The sequence below is a fragment of the Crossiella sp. NPDC003009 genome (assembly GCF_053591555.1).
On record NZ_JBSFUA010000071.1, the window covers coordinates 1 to 15,815 of the forward strand.

Annotated in this window: 12 protein-coding genes; 11 read left to right on the forward strand and 1 reads right to left on the reverse strand. The window is 71.8% G+C overall.

Annotated elements, in window-relative coordinates:
• Positions 1 to 358 precede the first annotated feature (358 nt).
• Positions 359 to 1,069: a dienelactone hydrolase family protein gene (locus ACWDY5_RS38935; RefSeq protein WP_449727149.1), complete on the forward strand. Its 711-nt coding sequence runs from the start codon at positions 359 to 361 to the stop codon at positions 1,067 to 1,069.
• Here the strand turns inward: ACWDY5_RS38935 and ACWDY5_RS38940 are convergent.
• A complete protein-coding gene (locus ACWDY5_RS38940; RefSeq protein ID WP_449727150.1) occupies positions 1,066 to 3,093 on the reverse strand; it encodes a neutral/alkaline ceramidase in 2,028 nt (675 codons plus the stop codon). The genes ACWDY5_RS38935 and ACWDY5_RS38940 overlap by 4 nt on opposite strands.
• A gap of 254 nt (positions 3,094 to 3,347) precedes the next feature.
• Between ACWDY5_RS38940 and ACWDY5_RS38945 the strand changes: the two genes are divergently transcribed.
• The 10 genes from ACWDY5_RS38945 to ftsZ all read left to right on the forward strand — a co-directional run bounded on the left by ACWDY5_RS38945 (position 3,348) and on the right by ftsZ (position 15,739).
• Positions 3,348 to 4,859: a UDP-N-acetylmuramoyl-L-alanyl-D-glutamate--2,6-diaminopimelate ligase gene (locus tag ACWDY5_RS38945; RefSeq protein WP_449727174.1), complete on the forward strand. Its 1,512-nt coding sequence runs from the start codon at positions 3,348 to 3,350 to the stop codon at positions 4,857 to 4,859.
• Positions 4,856 to 6,331: a UDP-N-acetylmuramoyl-tripeptide--D-alanyl-D-alanine ligase gene (locus ACWDY5_RS38950; protein ID WP_449727151.1), complete on the forward strand. Its 1,476-nt coding sequence runs from the start codon at positions 4,856 to 4,858 to the stop codon at positions 6,329 to 6,331. The genes ACWDY5_RS38945 and ACWDY5_RS38950 overlap by 4 nt, the downstream gene beginning before the upstream one ends.
• Positions 6,328 to 7,422: a phospho-N-acetylmuramoyl-pentapeptide-transferase gene (mraY, locus tag ACWDY5_RS38955; RefSeq protein WP_449727152.1), complete on the forward strand. Its 1,095-nt coding sequence runs from the start codon at positions 6,328 to 6,330 to the stop codon at positions 7,420 to 7,422. The genes ACWDY5_RS38950 and mraY overlap by 4 nt, the downstream gene beginning before the upstream one ends.
• Positions 7,419 to 8,786: a UDP-N-acetylmuramoyl-L-alanine--D-glutamate ligase gene (gene murD / locus ACWDY5_RS38960; RefSeq protein WP_449727153.1), complete on the forward strand. Its 1,368-nt coding sequence runs from the start codon at positions 7,419 to 7,421 to the stop codon at positions 8,784 to 8,786. The genes mraY and murD overlap by 4 nt, the downstream gene beginning before the upstream one ends.
• A 7-nt stretch (positions 8,787 to 8,793) precedes the next feature.
• Positions 8,794 to 10,215, forward strand: coding sequence for a putative lipid II flippase FtsW (gene ftsW / locus ACWDY5_RS38965; protein WP_449727154.1), 1,422 nt, complete (start codon positions 8,794 to 8,796; stop codon positions 10,213 to 10,215).
• Between the two features lie 88 nt (positions 10,216 to 10,303).
• Entirely contained in the window at positions 10,304 to 11,446 is a 1,143-nt protein-coding gene (murG, locus tag ACWDY5_RS38970) for an undecaprenyldiphospho-muramoylpentapeptide beta-N-acetylglucosaminyltransferase (RefSeq protein ID WP_449727155.1), read from the forward strand.
• Positions 11,443 to 12,876: a UDP-N-acetylmuramate--L-alanine ligase gene (gene murC, locus ACWDY5_RS38975; protein ID WP_449727156.1), complete on the forward strand. Its 1,434-nt coding sequence runs from the start codon at positions 11,443 to 11,445 to the stop codon at positions 12,874 to 12,876. Before murG ends, murC begins: the two co-directional genes overlap by 4 nt.
• Positions 12,873 to 13,652 carry a cell division protein FtsQ/DivIB gene (locus ACWDY5_RS38980; RefSeq protein ID WP_449727157.1) on the forward strand — a complete coding sequence of 260 codons (780 nt, stop codon included), beginning with the start codon at positions 12,873 to 12,875 and terminating at the stop codon, positions 13,650 to 13,652. The genes murC and ACWDY5_RS38980 overlap by 4 nt, the downstream gene beginning before the upstream one ends.
• Complete coding sequence (locus ACWDY5_RS38985) at positions 13,652 to 14,155, forward strand: DinB family protein (RefSeq protein ID WP_449727158.1); 504 nt, start codon at positions 13,652 to 13,654, stop codon at positions 14,153 to 14,155. The genes ACWDY5_RS38980 and ACWDY5_RS38985 overlap by 1 nt, the downstream gene beginning before the upstream one ends.
• A 246-nt stretch (positions 14,156 to 14,401) precedes the next feature.
• A complete protein-coding gene (ftsZ, locus tag ACWDY5_RS38990; RefSeq protein WP_449727159.1) occupies positions 14,402 to 15,739 on the forward strand; it encodes a cell division protein FtsZ in 1,338 nt (445 codons plus the stop codon).
• Positions 15,740 to 15,815: the final 76 nt, after the last annotated feature.

A 15,815-nucleotide genomic window follows, 5' to 3' on the forward strand; every position in this document is an offset into this window, starting at 1 on the left:
CCTGAAACCCCGAAGATCAAAAGAATGTCCTCGCCGGACGGGCAGACCCCCGGAGGGTGGGACAAGTCAAAAGCCGGGACGAGCAGGTTGCGGGGCTGAGCAGGCTGCCGGGGCCGATTCCAGCGTGCTCGCGGTCCTCTCGTCTTCTCCGCACGACCTTCCGACAGCGAACCACATCCCACCGACCAGCCGCCGTCACGTTGCGAGGCATTGGCGGCGGTTGCTGTGAGCGTCTGCTCGGCGGGATGTGGTTAGCAGTCTCCAGGCCGTACGGAGAAGACGAGAGGCTCGCTTTGTGGGTTTTCAACCCCGGGCTGCGCCCGAACCCCGGTGCGTTGGTGCTCCTAACATGGCGTCAATGACGACGCGCATGGAGACCGTCACCGTCTCCGACGGCACCTTCGACCTCACCGTCTGGCTCCCGGACGCTCCTGAGACTCCGCGTCCCGGGATCCTGCTCGTCCAGGAGATCTTCGGCGTCGGCCCGTACATCCGTGCCGTGGCCGAGGATCTGGCCGCCCTCGGTTACGTGGTCGCCGCCCCCGACCTCTTCTGGCGGCAGCACCGCAACTGGGCCGCCGGCCACGACGACGCCGGTCTGCAAGCCTCCATGGCGCTCGTCGGCCAGTACGACTTCCCCCGTGGCGTCCTCGACTGCCAGGCCTCCCTCGACGTCCTGCGCGGACTGCCCGAGGTTGCCGGGCAGCCCGTTGGCGCGCTGGGCTTCTGCTTCGGGGGTTCGATGACCTTCTTCCTTGGCGCGCAAGGAAACCCGGACGCCGTGGTCTCCTTCTACGGCTCGGTTGTGCCGGACAATGCGGCCCTGCTCGACAAGATCAGCGTGCCCACCCTGATGCACTTCGGCGGCGACGATCCCTACATCGCCCGCGCGGACATCGCCAAGGTGGAAGCCGCGGCCGAGGGCAAGGCGCACGTGGAGCTGCACGTCCAGGAGGACGCGGGGCACGCCTTCCACAACCGCATGGCCCCGGCGTTCCACCACCCGGAGGCGGCGGCCAGGGCCTGGCGGTTGACGGAGGAGTTCCTGGGGCGGGTGTTGCCGGTCTAGTTGACGGTGAACTCCGGCGACGTGCCCGTGAACGCGGTGATCTTGGTGGACAAGGCTTTCGCGTCGCCGGAGTACACGATCCGGTACTTGCCCGGCTGGGTGCTGGCCGGGATATCCCAGGTGACCGTGACGCGGGAGGCGGCCACGCCCCAGCGGGCCCAGTGGAACTTGGTGGCCCAGTCGCCGTCGTCGGCGACCCGCTTCCAGGTGCTGCCCTCCTGGCGCTGGACCTCGAGGTAGCTGCCGCCGCGGTGCAGGTTGTTGTTCGGGTGCGCGCCGGCGAACTCGACCTTCACCTGCTGGCCCTTGGTGTAGGAGGCCGACGGGGGAGTGACCGTGTCGCCGAACTTGTGGCCGATCGGCGGGGCGTCCAGGACCACGCCGGGCTGCACGGTCCACTTCGAGCCGGACAGGTCCGGCACCGCGGGGCCGGGGTTGGTGCCGCGTCCCGCCTTCAGGTCGGCCGCGACCCTGGCGAACTCCTGCTGGTAGGCGGGCAGCGCCCAGCGGCCGAACATGGTGTGGCCGCCCTCGTAGTCCTGCTGGTCGTACTCTTCCGGCGTGGTCAGGTAGCCCGAGTAGTCGTTGGTGTAGCCGGAGACCAGCACGTTCTCCAGCGGGGCCCCGGTCGCCGCGGCCACCGTCTTCCGCAGCCGCAGACCGGCCACGATGGTGGTCTCCTTGGACATGGTGGCCAGGTAGAACTGGCCGATCTTGAGCACCTGCACCGGCAGGATCTTCGGGGTCAGGCCCAGCGAGCCGGTGTCCAGCAGGATGTCCTTGGGCGCCTGGCAGGCCCGCAGCTCCGGCGAGGCCTGGTAGCGGGCCTTGGTGACCAGCTCGATCAGCGGGTTGTTGCCGACACCCTCCTTGAAGATGTCCGGACCCGGCCCGTCCTCGGTGCTGCCCGCGGCGAAGGCCGCGCCCATGGCCGCGCCACAGGTCTGGTGCGCCGCGCCGTCGCCGGTGAACTCCGGGCGCACCGAGACGTTGCTGAAGTCCACGAACGACATCCGGGAGCCGATGCTGCCGGTGACCGCGGTGCCGCCGCCGTCCAGCAGCCGCTTGGCCGCGGCGAACTGGCGCTCACCGATGATCTTGGTGTTCGCGATGTGGTCGCCGGTGGGACCGGTGCCCGGCTTCAGCGCCAGGTTCGGGCTCATGTCACCGGCGCTGGTCTGCGCGAAGGCCGCGACAAAGCCGGGCGAGCCGCTGAGGTAGTCCACCCCGCTGACATCGCGCTCCCAGTGGTAGGACGCGTAACCCTTGTTGTCACCGGAGATCAGCTTGTGGTCGCCGCGCAGGCTGGTGCCGTGGGTGGCGAAGAAGTTCAGCGCGCCCACCGGCTTGCCACCGCGCTCGAAGCGCAGCAGCGTGGTCTGCGGGTCGATGCCCTCCGGGAAGTACGCCTTGTCCGCGGCCGGGTTCCGGTCGAAGGCCCGCCGCGACCGGTTCACGCTGGCATCCCGCAGCTCGCCCTTGCCCAGCCGCACCGTGCCCGGCGCCAGATCTTGGTGCGCCAGCTTCACCGACTGCACGATGCCGTCCACGATCGCCTTGAACGTGTCGTCGTGGTAGCCGAAAGTCGTGATGTTGTAGAGCGAGTAGTGCGAGTACCCACCCGGCCCGGAATGGGTGTGCGTGGCCGACAGCGACAGGTTCGCGTCGGTGTACTGCCCGCCCAGCTCCTGCCCGAGCCGCTTGAGCACCGCCTGCCGGACACTGGCGAAGATCTGCCCCACGTCCACCGTGACCAGCGCGACCCGTTGCGCCCCACCGGAGTCGGCCACCACGAACGCCCTGGACCGCTGCCGCTGGTGGATCCCGGCGGTCTGCTGGTCCAGCTTGGCGTAGCCCATCATGCCGCGCTCGGCCGGCTCACCCGTCACGTCGGCGATGCCCCGGCCCACCAGGTAGGTGTCCGCGGGCTCCGCCGACGCCAGGTCCAGCTGGGTCAGCATCCCGGCGCCGAGCAGGGTGGCCAGGGCGAGGGTCAGAGCAGGTCTGATGCGGTGCAGGCGCATGGGGATCAGCCCTTCCGGCCAGTGGTGGCTGTGACCTGGGACACGGCAAGCGTTCGCTTGAAGGTAGCGAGGGTCACGTCGAATGTGAACCCATCTCACGTATGAGGCCGGTGGATCACGCCCAGTAGCACAGTCGGGCCGTGCTAGGCCACTCAGCGCACGCCGGTAGCCTCTCGCGCGTGCCATCAGTGGTCGCTACAGCCCCGCCTCGTCCCTCGCTGACCGAGCCGGTCCGACTGGACGAGCTAGCCGGCATGGTCGGCGCCGTTCTCGCTGGTGACAACGGACGCGAGCACGCGGCGGTCCGGGTCACCGGCGCCACCCTGCGCGCGCAGCAGGCCCAGCCGGGAGATCTTTTCGCCGGTCTGCCCGGCGCCCGCGCGCACGGGGCCGCGTTCACCGCCCAGGCGGTCGAGGGCGGCGCGGTCGCGGTGCTCACCGACGCCGCGGGCGCGGAACTGCCCGAGGTGCGCGAGTCCGGCCTGCCCGTGCTGGTGCACGCCGATCCCCGGGCGGTGCTGGGCGCGCTGGCCGCGCGGATCTACGGCAACCCCTCCGACCGGCTGTCCATCATCGGCATCACCGGCACCTCGGGGAAAACCACCGTCAGCACGCTGATCGAGGCCGGGCTGCGCGCCGCGGGCCGCACCACCGGGCTGATCGGCACGGTCGCCACCGTGATCGCCGGGCACCGCCTGGACAGCGCGTTCACCACCCCGGAAGCGCCCGACCTGCAAGCGCTGTTCGCGCTGATGCTGGAGCGCGGGGTCAGTGACGTGGCGATGGAGGTCTCCAGCCACGCGCTCTCCCTCGGCCGGGTCGCGGGCACCCACTTCGCGATCGGCGCCTTCACCAACCTGTCCCAGGACCACCTGGACTTCCACGCCGACATGGAGGACTACTTCGCCGCCAAGGCCAAGCTGTTCGACGGCCGCGCGGACAAGGCGGTCGTGGTGGTGGACAACGAGTGGGGCCGCAGGCTGGTCACCGAGGACACCGTCACCGTCTCCCTCGGCGGCCAGGCGACCTGGCGGGCACTGGAGATCAGCACCGAGACCACCGGCATCCAGCGCTTCCGCGCGCTCGGCCCGGACGGCATCGAGCTGAAGCTGGCCATCCGGCTGCCCGGCGACTTCAACGTGGCCAACGCGCTGCTGGCCGCCGCCTGCCTGCACGCGGCCGGGGTGCCGGACGCGGCCATCATCGAGGGCCTCTCCAGCGTGGACGTGCCCGGCCGGATGGAACGGGTGGTGCGCGGCCAGGACTTCACCGCCGTGGTCGACTACTCGCACAAGCCCGGCGCGGTGGCCGCGGTGCTGGACTCGGTGCGCGAACAGGCAAAGGACAGCCGGATCATCCTGGTGCTGGGCTGCGGCGGCGACCGGGACAGCGCCAAGCGCCCGCTGATGGGCGAGGCCGCCGCCAGCCGCGCCGAGCTGACCATCATCACCGACGACAACCCGCGCAGCGAGGACCCGGCCGCGATCAGGGCCGCCATGCTGGCCGGCGCGCTCGCCGTGCCCGAGCGCGAGCGCGGCGAGGTCATCGAGGTCGGTGACCGCGGCGCGGCCATCCGCGAGGCGGTCCGCCGTGCCGGCCCCGGCGACGTGGTGGTGGTCGCGGGCAAGGGCCACGAGACGGGGCAGGAGATCAACGGGGTCGTGCATCCGTTCGACGACCGCCAGGTACTGGCCGAGGCCATTGACGCGCGGCTGACTGACAACCCGGGCGCCGATTCCGGCGTCCACCCCACGGAGGGTTCATGATTCCGCTCAGTCTCGCCGAGATCGCCGAGGCGGTCGGCGGGCGCCTGCACAACACCGACGGCAGCCCGCGGGTCACCGGCAGCGTGGAGTTCGACTCCCGCCGGCTGACCGAGGGCGGCCTGTTCCTGGCGCTGCCAGGGCAGCAGGTGGACGGCCACGACTTCGCCGCCGCCGCGGTCAAGGCGGGCGCGGCCGGGGTGCTGGCCGCCAGGGAGGTGGACGCGCCAGCGGTGATCGTGCCGCCGGTGGCCGAGGCCAACCACAGCTCCTACGTGCTCACCGGCGACACCGACGGCTCCGGCGCCGCGGTACTTGCCGCGCTCAGCAAGCTCGCCCGGCTCTCCGTGGACACCCTGGCCCGCGCGGGCCTGGCCGTGGTCGGGGTGACCGGCTCCTCCGGCAAGACCTCGACCAAGGACCTCATCGCCCAGGTCCTGGAGCCGATGGGCCCCACGGTCGCGCCACCCGGCTCGTTCAACAACGAGCTCGGCCACCCGTGGACCGCGCTGCGCGCCGAGGCCGCCACCCGGTTCCTGGTGCTGGAGCTTTCCGCCCGCGGCGTCGGCCACATCGGCCAGCTGTGCCGGACCGCGCCGCCGCGGATCGGCGTGGTGACCAACGTGGGCTCCGCGCACCTCGGCGAGTTCGGCTCCCGGGAGGCGGTCGCCCAGACCAAGGGCGAGCTGCCCGAGTCGCTGCCCTCGGCCGAGGAGGGCGGGGTCGCCGTGCTCAACGCCGACGACCCGCTGGTCTCCGCGATGGCCGAGCGCAGCAAGGCCAAGATCGTCTTCTTCGGGACCGACCCGAAGGCCACCGTGCGCGCCGAGGACGTCGACCTCGACGAGCAGGCCCGCGCCACCTTCCGCCTGGTCTCCCCGCAGGGGGAGGCGGAGGTGAAGCTCGGCCTGCACGGCGTGCACCACGTGTCCAACGCGCTGGCCGCCGCCGCGGTCGCGCTGGAACTGGGCGCGACACCCGCGGAGGTCGCCGACCGGCTCTCCGCGGCGCGACGGGTCTCCGCCCGCCGCATGGAGGTCACCACCCGCGACGACGGCGTCACGGTGGTCAACGATTCGTACAACGCCAACCCGGAGTCGGTGCGCGCCGCGCTCAAGACCCTGGCCGCCATGAGCCGCACGGAGCCGCGCCGCCGCAGCTGGGCCGTGCTCGGCGTGATGGCCGAACTGGGCGAGGACAGCATCGCCGCGCACGACGCGATCGGCCGGTACGCGGTCCGGTTGGACGTCAACCGGCTCGTCGTGATCGGCGAGCAGGCGGCCGCGATGCACCAGGGCGCGTACCTCGAAGGGTCATGGGGAGAGGAGTCCGTACTCGTGCCGGACGTCGACGCCGCCATCGCGCTGCTGCGCGAACAGGTGCGGCCAGGGGACGTCGTGCTGGTGAAGGCGAGCAAGGCGGCCGCGCTGTGGCGGGTCGCCGACGCGCTGCTCGATGGCGGTGACACCGCGTGAAGGGCATTCTCGTCGCGGCCGCGATCGCGCTGATGGTCTCCATCCTGCTCACCCCCTACCTGATCAAGGTCTTCTCCCGGCAGGGCTTCGGCCAGGAGATCAGGGAAGAGGGTCCCCAGCACCACCAGACCAAGCGCGGCACCCCCACCATGGGCGGTATCGCGATCCTGCTGGCCATGTGGGCCGGCTACGGCACCAGCCACCTGTTCGTCTACCTGACCAGGGGAGCGAACGAACCGGTCGGCCCGACCGCCTCCGGCATCCTGGTGCTGTTCCTGACCACCGGCCTCGGCCTGGTCGGCTTCCTGGACGACTTCATCAAGATCCGCAAGGCCCGCAACCTGGGCCTGTCCGGCACCGCGAAGATCGTCGGCCAGGTGCTCACCGCGACCGTCTTCGGCTACCTGGTCCTGCAGTTCCCGGACGCCAGCGACTACCACCTCACCCCTGCCTCGGTGAACCTGTCCTTCGTCAGGGACATCTCGATCATCTCCTTCGGCGCCATCGGGTTCATCATCTTCTGCAACCTGCTGGTGGCCGGCTGGTCCAACGCGGTCAACCTGACCGACGGCCTGGACGGCCTGGCCGCGGGCACCGCGGCGATGGTGCTGGGCACCTACGTGGTCATCTCGTTCTGGCAGTTCCGGCTGGACTGCTCCGAGCGCCTCAACCCGGCCTGCTACTACGTCCGCGACCCGCTGGACCTGGCGATCGTGGCCGCCGCGGCGATGGCGGGCTGCGTCGGCTTCCTCTGGTGGAACGCGGCCCCCGCCAAGATCTTCATGGGCGACACCGGCTCGCTGGCCCTCGGCGGCCTGGTCGCCGGTCTGGCCATCACCACCCGCACCGAGCTGCTGATGTTCGTGGTCGGCGGCCTGTTCGTGGTCGAGGTGCTCTCGGTCAGCCTGCAGATCATGGTCTTCCGCACCACCAAACGAAGACTGTTCCGGATGGCTCCGTTCCACCACCACTTCGAGCTAGCGGGCTGGGCGGAAACCACGGTGATCATCAGGTTCTGGCTGATGGGCGGCATCTGCTGCATGATCGGCCTCGGCCTGTTCTACAGCGAGTGGCTGGCCTCGGGCGGATGAGCCCGTCCCAGTTCAGCGGCGCCTCGGTCCTCGTCGCGGGGGCCGGGGTGTCCGGTCTGTCCGCCGCCCAGGCCCTCGCCGGCCTCGGCGTCAAGGTCACCGTCACCGACGGCAACGAGGCCAGGCTGGCCGCGGTCACCGAGCACCCCACCGCGCTCGCGCTCACCGAGCCGCCGCCGGGCACCGACCTGGTGGTCACCAGCCCTGGCTGGCGGCCGGACACCCCGCTGCTCGCCGCGGCCGCCGCCGCGGGCATCGAGGTCATCGGCGAGGTCGAGCTGGCCTGGCGGCTGGACCAGGAGGCCCCGGACGGCCCGCGCGAGTGGCTGGTGGTCACCGGCACCAACGGCAAGACCACCACCGTCGGCATGCTGGAGCACATCCTGCGCGCGGCCGGCGCGGACGCGGTGGCCTGCGGCAACGTCGGGCTGCCGGTGGTGGACGCGGTCCGCGCCGGGCACCGGGTGCTCGCCGTGGAGCTGTCCAGCTTCCAGCTGCACTGGTCGCCCTCGGTGCGGCCCAGCGCGGGCGCGCTGCTCAACATCGCCGAGGACCACCTGGACTGGCACGGCTCGCTGGATGCCTACGCGGGCGCCAAGGCCGTGGTGCTCACCGGCAAGGTCGCCATCGGCAACCTGGACGACCCGATCGTGGCCGGGCTGCTGGCCGAGTGCCCGGCCCCGCTCAAGATCGGCGTCACCCTGGGCGAGCCGGAACCCGGCCAGTTCGGCGTCTCCGGCGGCAACCTGGTGGACCGGGTCACCGAGGCCGTGCTCACCGAGGCCGCCGCGATCCGCCCGCCGGGACCGCCCGGCATCGCCGACGCGCTCATCGCCGCCGCGCTGGCCCGCGCGCACGGCGTCCCCGCCGAGGCCGTGCGCACCGGACTGGCCAACTTCCAGCCGATCGCGCACCGGGCCAGCCCGGTCGCCGAGGTCAACGGCGTGCGCTACATCGACGACTCCAAGGCCACCAACCCGCACGCGGCCGCCTCCTCCCTGCACGCCCACGACCGGGTGATCTGGGTGGCAGGCGGTCTGCTCAAGGGCGCCTCGGTGGAGCAGCTGGTCGCCGAGGCCGCGCCCCGGCTGGCCGGTGTGGTGCTGATCGGCCAGGACCGGGCGGTGATCGCCGCCGCGCTGGCGCGACACGCCCCCGAGGTCCCCGTGCACACGGTGACGGAGGGGGACGATAAGGCCATGGTGTCGGTGGTGAGAGCGGCGAGCGCAATGGCACGACCGGGTGATGTTGTCCTACTGGCGCCCGCGGCTGCCTCGATGGACATGTTCACCGACTACACCCACCGGGGCCGCGCCTTCGCGCAGGCCGTGCGAGAGGTGCTCCAAGCTCCTGAGGCGGGGTGAGGCCGGGATGCCCCGACGGACGGGCCGCCGGACCTCCCGGGTCTCCTGGCGCTCGGCGCTGACCGCCTGGCTGAGCAGGCCGCTGGCCGACTTCCACCTGGTGCTGGCGATCTTCGGCCTGCTCACCATCCTCGGCCTGGTCATGGTGCTGTCGGCCTCGATCCCGGACAGCCTGAACAAGTTCAACTCCGGCTACGTGATCTTCGCCAAGCAGCTGGCCTACGTGGTGGTCGGCCTGGGGCTGTTCTGGATCGCGCTGCGGCTGCCGGCCAGAACCCTGCGCCGCTTGAGCATCCCGGCCATGGTGGTCAGCCTGCTGCTGCTCATCCTGGTGCTGGTGCCGGGCATCGGCGCCGAGCTGAACAAGGCGCGCAGCTGGTTCAAGCTCGGCCCGCTGTCCTTCCAGCCGGTGGAACCGGCCAAGGTCGCGCTGGTGCTCTGGGGCGCGCACGTGCTGGCCACCAAACGCGCCATGCTGCACCAGTGGCGGCACCTGCTGGTGCCACTGGTGCCCGCGGCGCTGATGATGTTCGCCCTGCTCATGCTGCAACCCGACCTCGGCTCCACCATCACCCTCGCGGTGATCGTGCTGTCCCTGCTGTGGTTCGCCGGCGCGCCGCTGCGGCTGTTCGGCGTGATCGCCCTCGGCGCGGTCACCGGCGCGATCGCGCTGGCCATGTCCGCGGCCTACCGGCTGGAACGCCTGACCTCCTTCTTCGACCCCAGCGCGGACCCGACCGCCTCCTACCAGTCCACGCAGGCGCTCTACGCCCTCGGCGACGGCGGCATCTTCGGGGTCGGCCTCGGCCAGGGCAAGGCCAAGTGGAGCTACCTGCCCAACGTGCACAACGACTTCATCTACGCGGTGATCGGCGAGGAGCTGGGCCTGATCGGCGCGCTGCTGGTGCTGGTGCTCTTCGGCCTGCTCGCCTACGTCGGCCTGCGCATCTCCCAGCGCAACACCGACCCGTGGATCCGGCTGGTCTCGGCCACCCTCACGGTGTGGCTGGTGGCCCAGGCCGCGATCAACATCGGCTACGTGGTCGGCCTGCTCCCGGTCACCGGCCTGACCCTGCCGATGATCTCCTCCGGCGGCACCTCGGCCGCGGTGACCATGCTGGTCTTCGGCATCCTGGCCAACAACACCCGGCATGAGCCCGAGGCCGTGGCCGCGCTGCGCACCCTCGGCCCCGGCCGGGTCGGCAAGCTGCTCCGGCTGCCTGCCCCCGAGCCCTACCGGCCACCGGCCAAGCGCAAGCCGGTCCGCCCGTCCACCCCGCCCCGCCAGGCCGGCCGCCCGGTGCGCGCGGCCGCCCACCAGGCCGCCACGGCCCAGGACGACCGGCGGCGCACCAGGCGCAACACCGGCAGCCCCGATCCGCGGCGCAGAGCGGGATACCCGAACAGCAGAGAAGGCCGCATCCGCTGATCGGCACCGGCCATGGCACTGCGTAGCGCACCGGGCGCACGCAGTGTCACAGGCCGATTTTGTTACCCTCGCGGCCATCCGCATCCCCATGTCGACGCCTGGGATACCGGGCTGGAGGACTTCCGCAGTGTCTGGTGAAACCGTCCGAAGTGGACCCTGTGTCGTCGTCGCCGGAGGCGGCACCGCCGGGCACATCGAGCCCGCGCTGGCCCTGGCCGACGCGGTGCGCCGGATCCGGCCCGATGTCCGGGTGATCGCACTGGGCACCGAGCGGGGCCTGGAGACCAAGATCGTGCCGGCCCGCGGCTACCAGCTCGAGCTGATCCCGCCGGTGCCGATGCCGCGCAAGCCCACCCCCGAGCTGCTCCGGCTGCCGCTGAAGGTCAGGGACGCGGTTCGCCGCACCCGCGAGATCTTCGACCGGCACGGCGCGGACGTGGTGGTCGGCTTCGGCGGCTACGTGGCGCTGCCGGCCTACCTGGCCGCCCGCGGCCGGGTGCCGATCGTGGTGCACGAGGCCAACGCGCGCACCGGCCTGGCCAACAAGGTCGGCGCCCGCTTCGCCGCCGCGGTGGCCGCCGCGGTGCCCGGCAGCGGCCTGCCCGGCGCCAAGGTCATCGGCATCCCGCTGCGCCAGTCCATCACCACCCTGGACCGGGCCGCGCTGCGCAACGAGGCCCGCCGGTTCTTCGGCCTGCACCCCACCGCCCCCTGCCTGCTGGTGGTCGGCGGCTCCCAGGGCGCGCGCTCGATCAACACCGCGGTCTCCGCCTCGGCCGGGCAGTTCGCCGCGGCCGGCATCGGCGTGCTGCACGCGCACGGGCCCAAGAACACCGTGGCCGTGCAGCAGGTGCCGCACGCGCCCGCCTACGTGCCGGTGCCCTACCTGGAGCGGATGGACCTGGCCTACGCCGCCGCGGACGCGGTGCTCTGCCGCTCCGGCGCGATGACCGTGGCCGAGGTCTCCGCGCTCGGCCTGCCCGCGGTGTTCGTGCCGCTGCCGATCGGCAACGGCGAGCAGGCGCTCAACGCCAACCCGGTGGTGGACAACGGCGGCGGCCTGCTCATCCCGGACAGCGAGCTGACCGCCCAGCGGATCTCCGAGCAGGTCATTCCGATGCTGCGGGACCCGGAGCGGCTGGCCAAGATGGGCGCGGCGGCCCAGTCCGGCGGACACCGCGAGGCCGACATGGTGCTGGCCCGCATGGTGCTGGACCAGGTGCGCCGGTGAGCGCCCCGGAGGTCGGCCCGCTGGACGAGCGCCTGGCCCGCACCCACCTGGTGGGCATCGGCGGCGCCGGGATGAGCGGCATCGCCCGGATCCTGCTGGCCCGCGGCGCTCGGGTGTCCGGCTCCGACGCCAAGGACTCGCCCACCGTGCTGGCCCTGCGCGCGCAGGGCGCGGAGATCAGCACCGGGCACCTGGCGGAGAACCTGGACCAGCTCGACGGCGGCCCGACCGCGGTGGTCGTCTCCACCGCGATCCGGCCGAGCAACCCGGAGCTGGCCGCGGCCCAGGAGCGCGGCATCACCGTGCTGCGCAGGGCCGAGGCGCTGGGCGCGCTGATGGCCGGGCACCGGGTGGCCTGCATCGCGGGCACGCACGGCAAGACCTCGACCACCTCGATGCTCACCGTGGCCCTGCAGCACTGCCGGCTGGACCCCTCCTTCGCCATCGGCGGCGACCTCAACGAGTCCGGCGCCAACGCCCACCACGGCAGCGGCGGCGCGTTCGTGGCCGAGGCCGATGAGTCCGACGGCTCGTTCCTGGTGTTCAGCCCCTCGGTCGCGGTGGTCACCAACGTGGAGGCCGACCACCTGGACCACCACGGCACGGTCGAGGCCTACGTGGCGGTCTTCGACGAGTTCGTCACCCGGATCGAGCCCGGCGGCGTGCTGATCGCCAACGCCGACGACCCGGGCTCGGCCGCGCTGGCCGAGCGCGCCACCGCCCAGGGCGTGCGGGTGCTGCGCTACGGCCGCGCTGAGGGCGCGGACGCCCGCATCCTGGTGCACCGGCCCACCTCGGCCGGTGGCGAGGTGGACATCGAGCTGGGCGGCGAGCAGGTCACCGTCACGGTGGCCGTGCCAGGCGAGCACATGGCCGGCAACGCGGTCGCCGCGCTGCTGGCCGGGCTGGAGCTGGGCGCGCCGCTGGACGGCCTGCTGAACGGTCTGGCCGCCTTCGGTGGCGTCCGGCGGCGGTTCGAGTTCAAGGGCCAGGCGGCCGGGGTGCGGGTCTACGACGACTACGCCCACCACCCCACCGAGGTGGACGCCCAGCTGCGCGCCGCCCGGCCGGTGGTCGGCGGCACGGGCAGGCTGGTGGTGGTCTTCCAGCCGCACCTGTACTCGCGCACCAAGGCCTTCTGCGCCGAGTTCGCCCAGGCGCTGGCGCTGGCCGACGAGGTGGTGGTGCTCGACGTCTACGGCGCCCGCGAGGAGCCCGAGCCCGGCGTGACCGGCGAGCTGGTGGCCGAGAGCGTGCCGCTGCCGCAGGGCAGGGTGCACTACGAGTCCTCGATCAGCCATGCGCCCAAGCTGGTGGCGAGCCTGGTCCGCGCCGGTGACCTGGTGATCACCATGGGCGCGGGCGATGTCACCATGCTCGGCCCGGAGATCCTCGGCGAGCTGGCCGGCGGCGAGGACGCCGGACGATGAGCGCGACGCCGCAGCGCGGCAAGCGGTACAGCGACCCCCGCAGGGCCGCCCGGCCGCGCCCGGCGTCCGTGCGGGGCCGCCGTCCGGCCGGGCGGCGGCGGGTGGCCAAGCTGCGCAGGCTGCTGCGGCCCTGGGTGCTGATGTCGGTGGTGACCGTGCTGGTCGGCCTCGGCTACGTGCTCTACTACACCGGGCTGTTCGCCGTCAGGGAGGTGCGGATCGACGGCCTCAAGGCGCTCAGCGCCGAGGAGATCCGCACCGCGGCCAACGTGCCGGAGGGCACCCCGCTGCTCCAGGTGGACACCGCCGAGGTGGCCGCCAGGATCGGCACCGTGCCCAGGGTGTTCACGGTGAACGTGGAGCGCTCCTTCCCGGGCAGCCTGGTGGTCACCGTGGACGAGCGCACCCCGGTCGGGGTGTTCAACGGCGCCGAGGGCCCGCAGCTGGTGGACGGCACCGGCCGGGCCTACGCCACCGTGCCCAAGCCGCCGGACGGCCTGCCGGTGGTCAAGGTGCGCAGCGCCGCGCCGGACGACCCGGCGGCCAAGGCCGCGGTGGACGTGCTGGCCGCGGTGCCGGACAAGCTCAAGCCGGAGGTGCTGGAGGTCTCCGCCGAGGTGCCCGGCGACGTCCGGCTGCAGCTGATCGGCGGCCGGGAGGTGCGCTGGGGCAGCACCGCCGACTCCGGCCGCAAGGCGCAGGTGCTGGAGCCGTTGCTGGGACGACCTGGGAAAATCTTCAACATCTCCAGCCCGGACCTGCCTACTGTCGTCTGATGACTGACACCCGTCCACAACCGCCGCTGGTCGCCGACGAGCGCGACACCCTGTGCGGCTTCCTGGACTTCCTGCGCGCCACCGTGGTCATGAAGGCCACCGGACTGTCCGAAGTGGACGCCCGGAAACCGTTGATCCCCAGCTCACCGCTGATGACGGTGATCGGACTCCTCAACCACCTGCGCTGGGTGGAGTGGGCCTGGTTCAGCAACCGGGTGGACGACCAGCCCGGCGAACCGCCCTGGGCCGGCGACGATCCGGACGCCGAGTTCCGGGTGCCCGCCGAGCAGACGCTGGCCGATGTGCTGGCCCAGTACGAGCGGGAATGCGCGGTCAGCCGGGAGGTCTTGGCCCGAAAGGACCTGTCGGCGACATTCGCTCATCCGCGACTCGGTAACGTAAGCGTGCGCTGGGTGCTGACCCACATGATCGAGGAGACCGGACGCCATGCCGGTCATCTCGACCTCATTCGCGAGCTGCTCGACGGTGTGACCGGAGAGTGACGAAGGAGTGGGGGCGTGCCTACAAGTTTCCATCGTGGGTTACGTGTGCGGGTTCACTCGGCGTGGCTGCTGGACGGAGAACACCGACGGTGCATAACGTCCCGTTCGATGGTCAGGGGTTGACATAACTCTCAACCGACAGTTGAGGCTGAGGGTTTCGAGACGGGGCTGGCGCCGGGTGGCGACGGTCCAGACCCGCGAGCCACAGCACTGGAACACACAGCCACGATCAGGAAGGCGGACCCGATGACGCCCCCGCACAACTACCTCGCGGTGATCAAGGTCGTCGGAATCGGCGGCGGCGGCGTCAACGCGGTGAACCGCATGATCGAGGTTGGGCTCAAGGGCGTCGAGTTCATCGCGGTGAACACCGACGCCCAGGCTTTGCTGATGTCAGACGCCGACGTGAAGCTCGACATCGGCCGTGAGCTGACCCGCGGTCTCGGCGCAGGCGCCAACCCCGAGGTCGGCCAGCGCGCCGCCGAGGACCACCGGGAAGAGATCGAAGAGGTCATCAAGGGCGCCGACATGGTCTTCGTGACCGCGGGCGAGGGCGGTGGCACGGGCACCGGCGGTGCGCCGGTGGTCGCCTCGATCGCCCGTAAGCTCGGCGCGCTGACCATCGGCGTGGTCACCCGCCCGTTCTCCTTCGAGGGCAAGCGGCGAGCCAAGCAGGCCGAGGACGGCATCCAGGCGCTGCGCAACGAGTGCGACACCCTGATCGTCATCCCGAACGACCGGCTGCTGCAGCTGGGCGACATCGGCGTCAGCCTGATGGACGCCTTCCGCTCGGCCGATGAGGTGCTGCTCTCCGGTGTGCAGGGCATCACCGACCTGATCACCACCCCCGGTCTGATCAACCTGGACTTCGCCGACGTCAAGAGCGTCATGTCCGGCGCGGGCAGCGCGCTGATGGGCATCGGCTCGGCCAGGGGCGAGGGCCGCGCGGTGCAGGCCGCGGGCAAGGCGATCAACTCGCCGCTGCTGGAAGCCTCGATGGAGGGCGCGCACGGCGTGCTGCTCTCGATCGCGGGTGGCTCCGACCTCGGCTTGTTCGAGATCAACGAGGCCGCCTCGCTGGTCCAGGAGGCCGCGCACCCCGAGGCCAACATCATCTTCGGTACGGTCATCGACGACTCGCTCGGCGACGAGGTCAGGGTCACCGTGATAGCCGCTGGGTTCGACGGCGGCACGCCGACGCACAAGAAGCTGGAGCCCGCCCCGGTCACCTCGCGGGCCCCGGTCGCCCCGGCCCAGGCCGGCCAGGTCGGCGGCAATCCCCAGCAGGCCGAGCAGCCGCAGCAGGCGGCTCCCCAGCCCCAGCAGCAGACCTACCAGCCGGCCCCGCAGCCGCAGACCTACCAGCAGCCGCAGGCCCAGCCCGCGCCGCAGCCGGTCGTGCAGCAGCCCCCGGCCCCGCAGCCGCCGCAGGCCAACCCGATGAACCCGCTGCCGCCGCGCACCTCCTCCGGCCTGCCCCCGGTCAGCTCCGGTCTCGGCGGCAGCCTGCCCTCCCGCTCGGTCCCGATCACCGACGAGCCGGACGACGACGAGGTCGACGTTCCCCCCTTCATGCGCCGCTGACCAACCCTCGCCAACACGCCGTGCCGCCCAGCGACACGGCGTGTTCGCTTTTCCGTGTCCGGCCAACACGGCGGTG

Bases quoted from the DNA above. Each gene is read 5' to 3' on its own strand.
- ACWDY5_RS38935 (WP_449727149.1), top strand. From the start codon at position 359: ATGACGACGCGCATGGAGACCGTCACCGTCTCCGACGGCACCTTCGAC.
- ACWDY5_RS38940 (WP_449727150.1), bottom strand. From the start codon at position 3,093: ATGCGCCTGCACCGCATCAGACCTGCTCTGACCCTCGCCCTGGCCACC.
- ACWDY5_RS38945 (WP_449727174.1), top strand. From the start codon at position 3,348: ATGGTCGGCGCCGTTCTCGCTGGTGACAACGGACGCGAGCACGCGGCG.
- ACWDY5_RS38950 (WP_449727151.1), top strand. From the start codon at position 4,856: ATGATTCCGCTCAGTCTCGCCGAGATCGCCGAGGCGGTCGGCGGGCGC.
- murD (WP_449727153.1), top strand. From the start codon at position 7,419: ATGAGCCCGTCCCAGTTCAGCGGCGCCTCGGTCCTCGTCGCGGGGGCC.
- ftsW (WP_449727154.1), top strand. From the start codon at position 8,794: ATGCCCCGACGGACGGGCCGCCGGACCTCCCGGGTCTCCTGGCGCTCG.
- murG (WP_449727155.1), top strand. From the start codon at position 10,304: ATGTCGACGCCTGGGATACCGGGCTGGAGGACTTCCGCAGTGTCTGGT.
- ACWDY5_RS38980 (WP_449727157.1), top strand. From the start codon at position 12,873: ATGAGCGCGACGCCGCAGCGCGGCAAGCGGTACAGCGACCCCCGCAGG.
- ACWDY5_RS38985 (WP_449727158.1), top strand. From the start codon at position 13,652: ATGACTGACACCCGTCCACAACCGCCGCTGGTCGCCGACGAGCGCGAC.
- ftsZ (WP_449727159.1), top strand. From the start codon at position 14,402: ATGACGCCCCCGCACAACTACCTCGCGGTGATCAAGGTCGTCGGAATC.